The 10057-nt window shown below is 71.5% G+C and carries 8 protein-coding genes; 3 read left to right on the plus strand and 5 right to left on the minus strand.

All coding sequences use genetic code 11. The features are described from left to right. The 4 genes from MKK54_RS00175 to trpA form a co-directional block, all read right to left on the minus strand. A partial coding sequence (locus MKK54_RS00175; RefSeq protein ID WP_244008508.1) for an outer membrane protein occupies positions 1-641 on the minus strand: 641 nt, incomplete at its 3' end. A gap of 127 nt (positions 642-768) precedes the next feature. Further along, positions 769-2094 (minus strand): bifunctional folylpolyglutamate synthase/dihydrofolate synthase, encoded by a 1326-nt coding sequence (locus MKK54_RS00180; protein ID WP_244008509.1) that lies wholly within the window; start codon positions 2092-2094, stop codon positions 769-771. Positions 2095-2143: 49 nt separating this feature from the next. Next, on the minus strand, positions 2144-3052 hold the full coding sequence (accD, locus tag MKK54_RS00185; protein WP_244008513.1) for an acetyl-CoA carboxylase, carboxyltransferase subunit beta: 909 nt from the start codon (positions 3050-3052) through the stop codon (positions 2144-2146). Positions 3053-3130: 78 nt separating this feature from the next. Then, positions 3131-3988 (minus strand): tryptophan synthase subunit alpha, encoded by an 858-nt coding sequence (trpA, locus tag MKK54_RS00190; protein WP_244008510.1) that lies wholly within the window; start codon positions 3986-3988, stop codon positions 3131-3133. A gap of 224 nt (positions 3989-4212) precedes the next feature. Here trpA and MKK54_RS00195 point away from each other — a divergent pair, with 224 nt between their 5' ends. Genes MKK54_RS00195 through gluQRS form a run of 3 tightly spaced genes read left to right on the plus strand, consistent with a single transcriptional unit; the run spans position 4213 to position 7597 of the window. Next, entirely contained in the window at positions 4213-6294 is a 2082-nt protein-coding gene (locus tag MKK54_RS00195; RefSeq protein ID WP_244008511.1) for an ATP-binding protein, read from the plus strand. A gap of 24 nt (positions 6295-6318) precedes the next feature. Further along, positions 6319-6642: a hypothetical protein gene (locus MKK54_RS00200; protein ID WP_409564099.1), complete on the plus strand. Its 324-nt coding sequence runs from the start codon at positions 6319-6321 to the stop codon at positions 6640-6642. 28 nt (positions 6643-6670) lie between these two features. Beyond that, positions 6671-7597 (plus strand): tRNA glutamyl-Q(34) synthetase GluQRS, encoded by a 927-nt coding sequence (gene gluQRS, locus MKK54_RS00205; RefSeq protein ID WP_244008512.1) that lies wholly within the window; start codon positions 6671-6673, stop codon positions 7595-7597. A 42-nt stretch (positions 7598-7639) separates the two neighbouring features. Here the strand turns inward: gluQRS and MKK54_RS00210 are convergent, their stop codons facing one another. Further along, positions 7640-9709: a M23 family metallopeptidase gene (locus MKK54_RS00210; protein WP_409564100.1), complete on the minus strand. Its 2070-nt coding sequence runs from the start codon at positions 9707-9709 to the stop codon at positions 7640-7642. Positions 9710-10057 lie beyond the last annotated feature (348 nt).

Below are 10057 nucleotides of genomic sequence, written 5' to 3' on the forward strand. Positions count from 1 at the left end.
TCGATGCCGCCGCCGGCGGTCCAGCCGGTGCGGAAGTCGTTGCGGCTGCTGTTGGGCAGGCCGAAATCGGAACCGCCGCCGCCGCCATAGGCGAAGCCGCCGGTGCCGTAGAACAGGACGCGGTCGAAGGCGTAGCCGAGGCGACCACGGACGGTGCCGAAGTAGTCGAGGCCCGACAGGCCGTTCGGGTTCACCGGAACCAGGTCGGGGTTCAGGGCGCCGACGATGTTGGAGTAGCGGTTCCGGCTGCGGCCGAAATCGACGTACTGGGCATCGGCCTCGACACCGACCACGACGCCGGAGCCCGGGGTGAACTGGTAGTTGTAGCCGATCTGACCACCGCCGACGAAGCCTTCGTTCGAATCACGGCTGCCGAAGGCGCCGGCGCCGCGACCGCCGCCCAGCGGGCTGGCCGCCGTGCCGAGGAAGATCGGGGAATTGGCGACGATGAGGGCCGGGCCGTTGGAGCCGTTGCCGGCATCGAAGCCGTAACCAGCGTTGAAACCGGCGTAGAAGCCGGTCCAGGTGAACACCGGCACCGGCACGAACACCGGCGGAGCCGCGCGGCGCGGAAGGTCGGCGGCGGAGGCCGCCGCAGTGAGGGCCGTGAAGGCCGCGAGTGACGTAAGAAGCTTTTTCATTATGATCCCCAGCGAAATGCCCGATCGCGAGCAATCTACGCCAGTTTCCACAGCCAAGATGTAGCGCGGGGGTCACACCGGCGGTGGTACGCCCCGCCTGTACCTGGGGGCGGGGATCGAAGACTGTTCAGGTGGGCGGCGTTCCGTTCGCGGTGAGGACGGCGCCCGCGAGGTAGAGCGAGCCGCAGATCAGGATGCGGGGCGGCTGCTCGAAGGCGATGTCGGCCAGGGTTTCGAGGGCCGCCTCGACGCCCGACGCGGCCTGCGCGATCAGCCCGACATCGGCGGCGATCTGCGCCACCTCCTCGGCGGGGCGCGCCGCCATCGACCCGGCGATCGGCACCGCCACCAGCACGCGGGCGAGGCCGACGAAGTTGCGCAGGAACCCTTCCGCGTCCTTGGTGCCGAGCAGGCCCACGATCAGCACCAGGGGCACGTCCGAGCGCTCGCCGAGATCCGCCATCGCGGCGGCGAGGATGCGGCCGCCGTCGATGTTGTGGCCGCCGTCGAGCCAGAGTTCGGCGCCAGCCGGCACGAGTTCGGAGAGCCGGCCCCGGTTCAGCCGCTGCAGGCGGCCCGGCCACTCGACGGTGTTGAGGCCAGCCTCGATCGCGGCGGTGCCGATGTCGCCGAAGCCCGCCGCCCGCAGGGCCGCGATGGCGGTGCCCGCGTTCGTGAACTGGTGGCGTCCGTTCAGGCGGGGTTTGGGCAGATCGAACAGGTCGACGTCGTCCTGGTAGACGAGGCGCCCGCGCTCGGCATGGACCGAGAAATCCTGGTTGCCGACGCGGATCGGGATCGCCCCGGCCGCTTCCGCGAGGCGGCACAGCACGGCGTCGGCCTCGGCGTAGTCCTGAGCCGCGATGATCGCCGGGCAGCCCTTCTTGAAGATGCCGGCCTTCTCGGTGGCGACGGCCTCCACCGTGTCGCCGAGATACTCCGCGTGGTCGCGGCCGATCGGCGTCACGACGGCGGCCGCCGGCCGGTCGATCACGTTCGTGGCATCGACGCGGCCGCCGAGACCGACTTCGAGGAGCAGCACGTCGGCGGGAGACTCGGAGAACAGCAGCAGGGCCGCCGCCGTCGTGATCTCGAACACCGTGATCGGCTCGCCCTCGTTGGCCGCCTCGCAGCGGGCGAGTGCGTCGGCCAAGCGGTCCTCCGGTACGAAGGCGCCGCCCCCGATGGCACCGATGCGGATGCGCTCGTGGAAGCGCACGAGGTGGGGCGAGGTGTAGACGTGCGCGGCGAGGCCCGCCGCCTCCAGGATCGCCCGCATGAAGGCGATGGTGGAGCCCTTCCCGTTGGTGCCGGCCACGTGGATCACCGGCGGCAGCTTGCGCTCCGGGTGGCCGAGGCGCGCGAGCAGGCGCTCGATCCGACCCAGCGAGAGGTCGATCGTGCGCGGATGAAGAGCGAGGAAGCGCGCCATCAGCGCGTCGGAGGAATCCATGGTCGAAACGTCGCGTCGCGGGGGAGGGGGGCCGGCGAGAGGGGAGGGGTCAGGCGGGTTCCGGCACCGGGGCGGCGGTGCGGGCCGGGGCCGCGCCGGGCTCCTGGTTCGTCAGGAGGCCGCACAGGCGCGCGATGGTCTCCTTGAGCGCGTGGCGATGCACCACCTGGTCCACCATACCGTGCGCCTTCAGGTACTCCGCCCGCTGGAAGCCGTCCGGCAGCTTCTCGCGGATCGTCTGCTCGATCACGCGCGGTCCGGCAAAGCAGATCAGCGCGCCGGGCTCGGCGAGGTGCACGTCCCCGAGCATCGCGTAGGAGGCGGTGACGCCGCCCGTGGTCGGGTTCGTCAGCACCACGATGTAGGGGAGTCTGGCCTGCCGGAGCCGGCGCAGGGCGACCGTGGTGCGGGGCATCTGCATCAGCGAGAGGATGCCCTCCTGCATGCGCGCGCCGCCCGAGGCCGAGAACAGGATGTAGGGCGTGCGCTTGTCGAGCGCCGTCTCCGCGCCGCGCACGAAGGCCTCGCCCGCCGCCATGCCGAGCGAGCCGGCCATGAAGGCGAAGTCCTGCACCGCGAGCGTCATCGGCAGGCCCGAGACCCGCCCGAAGCCGATCTTGAACGCGTCGGTCATGCCGGTCTTGGCCCGCGCGTCCTTGAGGCGGTCGATGTAGCGCTTCTCGTCCCGGAACTTGAGCGGATCGACGGCGACCTCCGGCAGCGGCACGTCGATCCAGGTGCCCTCGTCGAACATCATCTTGAGGCGCGCCTGGGCGCTCATCTTGAGGTGGTGCTCGGAGCCCGGAATGACCCAGTGGTTGCTCTCCACCTCCTTGTGGAAGACCATCTGGCCGGTATCGGGGCACTTGACCCAGAGGTTCTCGGGGGTCTCGCGCTTGAACAGGGTCTTGATCTTGGGGCGCACGACCTCCGAGATCCAGTTCATCGGTTCAACCATCATGGGGACGGTGTCCTTGTGCGAGGTCGTTCGGTGCGGGGTCTCTCGGAGTCTGACGAAGCGTCGCGCGAAATTGCGTCAGGCGCGGGGCGCCGCGCGGACGCCCTCGGCGAGTTCGCGGACCAGGGCGCTCACGGCCTCGACCGTGCCGCCGGTCGAGCACCCCTGCGCGTCGAGAGTGCCCCGCAGGGCATCGACCAGGGCGGAGCCGACCACGACGCCGTCGGCACCGCGCGCGATGGCGGCGGCATCCGCGCCGGTGCGCACGCCGAATCCCACCACGATGGGCAGGTCGGTGTGGCGCCGGATGCGCCCGACCGCCTCCGCGACGCGATCGAAATTCGGCGTCGCCGTTCCGGTGATGCCGGTGATGGAGACGTAGTAGACGAAGCCGGCGGTGTTCGCGAGGACGGCGGGCAGGCGCTTCTCGTCCGTGGTCGGCGTCGCGAGGCGGATGAAGGCGAGGCCCTTGGCCAAAGCCGGCAGGCAGAGCTCGTCGTCCTCCTCCGGCGGCAGGTCGACCACGATCAGCCCGTCGATTCCGGCCGCGAGGGCGTCGTCGAGGAAGCGCGCGACGCCGTAGGTGTGGATGGGGTTGAAGTAGCCCATCAGGATCACGGGTGTTTCGGTGTTCCCATCGCGAAAACGCCGCACCAGTTCGAGGGTCCGGGCGACGCCCTGGCCGCCCTTCAGCGCCCGCAGGCCGGCCGCCTGGATCGCCGGGCCGTCGGCCATCGGGTCCGTGAAGGGCAGGCCGAACTCGACGATGTCGGCGCCGGAGGCCGGCAGCGCCCGCAGCACCGCGAGCGACGTCTCCGCATCGGGATCGCCGGCCATCACGTAGGTGACGAGGGCCGCACGGTTCTCGGCGCGGCAGCGCGCGAAGGTGGCGGCGATGCGGGCCTGACCGGGATTCGCTGAACTCGTAGCCGTCATGACACTCTTGTCTCGCGCTCCACGCGGCCGCCACGGGCGCGGCGCGGGATCAAGCCGCCGCGCCTACACCATCGCGGCCGGCCCGTGAAGCGCGAGAGGGCGGGCGGCCGCTTTTCCGGGGATCGCGTAACGCTTCGTTAAGGGCCTTTGGAAAGCCCGCCTTCAACCTCGCCGCGTCATCGTCCGTCCCGGCGGCGGATGGCCCCGCCGGAGAGGCCGCTTTCATGACCGTTCAGGACGTCCTGCTCGTCCTTGTCCCCGCCCTCCTCGCCTTCGCGGCGGGCTGGGCCCTGCGCGCACGCGTCCGGCCGGGCGGCGATCCGGCCTCGCGCTACGGCACGGAGGCTCGCATCGAGGAGCTCGAGGATCGAATCTGGCGCCTGTCCGAGAGCGAGGAACGCTACCGCGCCCTGGTGGAGGCCACCACGGAGGTCATCGTCCAACGCGATGCGCAAGGCCGCATCACCTTCGCCAACGAGGGCTTCGCCCGCCTCGTCGGCGTCGAGCCCCTGGCGCTCCTCGGCTCGACCCGGCAGGTCGAGGTGATGGAACGCGGCGAGGCCAAGCGGAGCCGGGACGGGGTGCGCCGCGTCGAGATGCGCCTCGCGCCCGTTTCGGGGCCACCGCGCTGGTTCTCCTTCATCGAGATGGCGATGTCCGGCGGCAACGGCGAGACGCACTGGCTGCGGGCCGGCGCCGACATCACGGCGCGCGTCGAATCCGCCCGCTCTCTCGACGAGGCGCTGAGCCGGGCCGAGGCCGCCAACGTCGCGAAGTCGCGCTTCCTCGCCACCGTCAGCCACGAGTTCCGGACCCCGCTGAACGGCATCCTGGGCATGGCCGACCTCGTTCTCGACACCGGCCTCGACCCCGAGCAGCGCACCTATGTCGAGGCGGTGAGGACCTCGGGCAAGGCACTCCTCACCCTGATCGACGGCATCCTCGACTTCTCCCGCATCGAGGCGGGACGCCTCGATCTGGCCGCCGAGCCCTTCGATCCGGCCGAGATCGCCGAGGGCGTCGTCGAACTGCTCGCCCCCCGCGCCCAGGACAAGGGCCTCGAGATCGCCCTCGACATCGCGGACGACGTTCCGCTCCGCGTGATCGGCGATGCCGACCGGGTCCGCCAGATCCTGATCAACCTCGCGGGCAACGCCATCAAGTTCACCCCCTCCGGCGGCGTCGGCGTCGAACTGCGACGCGACGGGACCGGGCTTCACCTCGCCATCAACGACACCGGCCCCGGCATCCCGGCTGATCGCATCCCGCTCCTGTTCGAGGAATTCGAGCAGGGCGACAGCAGCGCCAGCCGGCGGCACGAGGGCACGGGTCTCGGCCTCGCCATCACCCGGCGCCTCGTGGCCCGCATGGGTGGGCGGATCGAGGCCGGCGCACGGCGGGGCGGGGGCAGCCGCTTCACCGTCGCGCTGCCGCTGGAGATCGTGGAGGCGGCGCGCGAGCGGCCGCCCGGGCTCGGCGGCCGTAAGGTGCTGATCGTCGCCGATTCACCGTTCCAGGCGCCCTACCTCGCGCGCCGCCTGACCCGCTCGGGCGCCGCCGCCGTGGTCGTCCCGAGCCCGGAAGCGGGGCTCGACGCCATCGCGGGCGCCGCCTTCGACGCGGTCCTGGCCGACCGGACGCTCGGCGACGCGGCCGTGCGCGGGCTGGCCTCCGAGGCACGCCGCAGCGGCGTGCGCTGCAGCCTCGTCCTGCTCTCGCCCTTCGACCGCCGGGAATTCGGATCACCCGGCGCCGCCGGCTTCGACAGCTACCTGATCAAGCCGGTGCGGGCCCGATCGCTGTTCGACCGCCTGCTCGCGCCCGCGCCGCCCCAGGAGGGCGTGCGGCAGGAGGGCGTGCGGCAGGAGGGCGTGTGGCAGGAAAGCGGGCGACAGGAGGCCGAACCGGCGGCGACGGGCCCGCGCGTGCTCCTGGCCGAGGACAATCCCATCAACGCCCTACTGGCCACCAAGGCGCTCGAACGCCTCGGCGCCCGGGTGGTGCTGGCGCAGGACGGACATCAGGCGCTCGCCCGCATCCGCGAGGCCGGCGCGGGCGCGCCGTTCGACCTCGCCCTCCTCGATATCCGCATGCCCGGCCTCGACGGACTCGAGACCGCCCGCCGGATCCGCGCCCTCGAAGCGGAGCAGGGCGCGGCGCCTCTGTACCTCGTGGCCCTCACTGCCAATGCGGGCCGGGACGACGAGCGGGCCGCCCGCGCGGCGGGCTTCGACGGCTTCCTCGCCAAGCCCCTGAACCTGCGAGCCCTGCCGGGCCTGCTCGACCGCCGCTCGGCGGCGGCGTGAGCGTCGGAACCGGAACGCTGACAGGTGAGCGTTGACTCCCGCCCCGGCCCGCGCGAACACCGCTCCATGGCCGACAATGTCACCGCCGACGCGCCCACGCGCAGCCACGATCGCCGCGTCGCCTGGAGCGTCGTCGCCCTGGTCGCCGTGACGGTGGCGGTCGGCGCCCTCGTTCCCGCGCCGGCGCCCCACCGGGCGGCTGCCACGCCGGATTCCGATCCGGCCTGCGCCGAGTGGAGCGACGGTTGCCACGTCTGTCAGCGCGACGCTGGAGGCGTTGCCTGCTCGCTGCCGGGCATCGCCTGCGTCCCGAAGGAACCGAGTTGCCTGCGCCGCGTCGGCGGCTGAAGCCGGCACGGACCAAGCGGGGCCGGCCGTGACGCGTCCCGTCCTCCGCTTCGCCCCGAGCCCGAACGGCCGGTTGCACCTCGGACACGCGCGCTCGGCCCTGCTGAACGATGCCCTCGCCCGGAGTTCCGGCGGCCGGCTGCTGCTGCGGATCGAGGATCTCGATCCCGGCCGCTCGCGGCCCGAATGGATCGCCGCGATCGCGGAGGACCTCGCCTGGCTCGGCCTGCGCTTCGAGGCCCCCGTGCGCCGGCAATCGGCGCATCTGGCGAACTACCATGCCGAGATCCGGAACCTGGCGGCGCGCGGGCTCGCCTATCCCTGCTTCTGCTCGCGCGGCGACATCGCGGCCGCGGTGGAGGCGCAAGCCTCGCGCGGCGGCCAGCCGGTCCCCCGCGATCCCGACGGGGCTCCCCTCTATCCCGGCACCTGCCGGCACCTGCCGCCCGCCGAGGCGGAGGCGCGCCGCGCGGCGGGACGCCCCCATACTTGGCGCCTCCACATGGCACGAGCCCTCGAGGCCGCCCCGGGTCCGCACGCGGTCCGGAGCTTCTCCGTCGAGATGGGCGAGGGCGAGATCGGTGAGGGGAGGGGGCCTGGCACGCACCGGATCGGGGCGGAGCGGTTCGAGCCTGCCGATCCGGGGCGCTGGGGTGATCCGGTGATCGCCCGACGCGATGTTCCGACGAGCTACCATCTCGCGGTCGTCATGGACGACGCGCTACAGGGCATCACGCACGTGGTGCGCGGCGCGGACCTGCGCGCCAGCACCGATCTCCACGTGTTGCTGCAGGCGCTGATCGGCGCGGCCTCACCCCGCTACCACCACCATGCCCTCGTGCTGGACGAGACCGGCGAGAAGCTCGCCAAGTCCCGGGGCTCGCGATCCCTCGCCGACCTCCGCGCGGCCGGAGCCGATGCCGCCGCCCTGCGCCGGCGCCTCGGCTTTCCCTGATCCGGACTTTCCCTGATCCCGACGGCCCGAATCGGCCCGGCCTCAGCGCATCACGTCGCGCTGGGCCATGGCGGTGCGCGATTTCTGCATCGTGCCCTCGATCTGCTCGCGCTGGCGGGTGAATTCGGCGAGCATCCGCCCGTCGAGTTCGCGCCCGCGCGGCACGCGGATCTTCATCGGGTCGACGAAGTGGCCGTTGATGATCACCTCGTAATGGAGGTGGGCTCCGGTGGAGAGGCCGGTGGAGCCGACGTAGCCGATCACCTGGCCCTGGCGCACCTTGGCTCCCGCGGTCACGCCCCGGGCGAAGCGCGACATGTGGTTGTAGGTCGTGACGTAGCCGTTGATGTGCTGGAGTTCGATGCGCCGTCCGTAGCCCGAATCCCAGTCGGCCTTGAGCACCGTTCCGTTGCCGGCGGCGACGATGGGCGTCCCGATCGGGTTCGCCCAATCGACGCCGGTATGGAGCTTGGCGTAACCGAGCACCGGGTGGCGCCGGTAGCCGAAGCCGGAGCGCATGATGCCGTCGGCGATCGGCTTGCGGATGAGGAACTTCTTCAGGGACCGGCCCTGCTCGTCGAGATAGTCGATGGTGCCGTCGTCCGGGGACTGGAAGCGGTAGACCTTGCGCGCCTCGCCGCCGAGGTTGAGCGCGGCGTAGAGGAGTTCCGGCCGTTCCGTGGAGCCCGGCTGGGCCCCCTGCGCATTCTCTTCGTCGAAGGTGTAGAACACGTCGAGGCTGTCGCCGGAGGAGATCCGGCGCTGGAAATCGACGTCGTAGCCGAAGATCCGCACGAGGTCGTCCACGGTAGTGCGGGGCAGGTCGTGGCGGGCGGCGGTCTCGTAGAGGCTTTGGTAGAGGCGCGGGCCGGTGCCGCCATCCTCCTCGCCGTCCTCCGTGGTCTCGGCCAGGGCCGGCGCCACGCGCGCGGGCGCGTCCTCGGTCGGAGGCGCCACCGAGACGAAGCTGCCGCGATCGTTGATCGCCGCGATCGCCTCGATGCCGTTCTCGCCGTAGAGGCTGACGCGGGTCACCTGGCGCGGATCACCGGGCTTCGGGCCGGGGGCGACCTGGAGCCGGAACTGCTGGCCCTCGCCGAGATCCGCCGTGCGGGTCCGCCCGCCGAGGGCGGCGACGATGCCGCGCACCTGGTCGTCGCTGGCCCGGCCCGCGCCCTTCAGGACCGCTTCGAGCGTCTCGCCGCGCTTCAGCGCGAGATCGCGCTCCTCCACCAGGGGCGGTTCGCTCCCGCCGCTCAACGTCTTGGCGAGGCGGGTGACGTTCTCGGGCACGACTAGCACGTCGATGGACTTGAAGGGCGAGCCCTCGTCGGTCGTGCGCGTCATGCCGTCGAAATCCGGCGTCGCGGCGCCCTGCTGCAGGGTGCGGGACAGCATGATCTGCGGCGCGATCGGGATTGCGGTGCGGCGTCCCGCCTCCGCCGCGAGGCGCCGCTCCTCCTCGATCTGCGCGGCGACGTCGTCGTCGCTGAGGGCGGGCGCGCCCGGCTCGATCTCGATCCCGCCGAGGTCGCGCTTGACGACGGAGACCTCCGCCCCGGGCGCATCGGCGAGACCGGGCTCGGGGGCCCGTTCCAACGGTTCGTCGGTGGTCAGCTTCATCGGATCGAAGCGCGGCATCTCCGCCACGAAGACGCCCGTCGTCATCGACAGGGCGGTCGAGACCCGCATGAAGGGCCGGACCTTGATGATCTCGCGATCCCCGAGGCGGACCGTCACGGGCGCACGGAAACTCTGCTTGGCCGAGGCGATCATGAGGTTGCGCACGAGGCGGTCGCCCTTGCGCGCGAGGTTGACGGTGCCGTCGCTGATCGCCGGGCGCACGGCGGCCGAAGCCCGCTCCGGAATGGCCGCGAAGGAGACCTCGCTCTGCAGCGAGACATGGATCGCCGCCCCGATCAGGGCCGCGCCGGTCAGGCCCGTGAGGGCGCTGGCGCAGAGCCAGCGCAGGTTCACGTCCCGCCGGTCCATCCGCGTCGCATCCGGGCCGAGCAGGTCCAGGGGCGGCAGGCGCGAGGCCGGCATGCGTGTGCCGAGGCGGGATTCCGAGGCGTCGTTCGGGTCACCGATCTTCAGACGGCCGCGCTTCAACGTCCTGGGTCCCCACAGATGTCATACGACCGCTCGTGTTCCGGCATCGCAGACGCCGGCGCTTCGCGCCAGCCCGGAAGCCGCATCGGACGAGATCGATCCGACCCGGATGTCAGGGGCCAGCATGTCGAGATTGAGGCGTCATGGCCACGGGGCGCCGGATTGCCCCGCATGGGTTCGGCAGGGGGCACCGTGGACGATTTTCGAATTTTCGGCATTGACCTTTTCTTCGCCGGCTTTTATACCCCTGTTCATCGGCGAGCGGCCACGTTGTGAGCGGCTTGTTTTTGCATCTCCTGATTTGCTGAGGGCTTGGGTCCGGAAAATTCCGGGCGCTGGTCTATCGGT

The sequence above is a fragment of the Methylobacterium sp. J-068 genome (assembly GCF_022829445.1).
Lineage (GTDB): Bacteria > Pseudomonadota > Alphaproteobacteria > Rhizobiales > Beijerinckiaceae > Methylobacterium.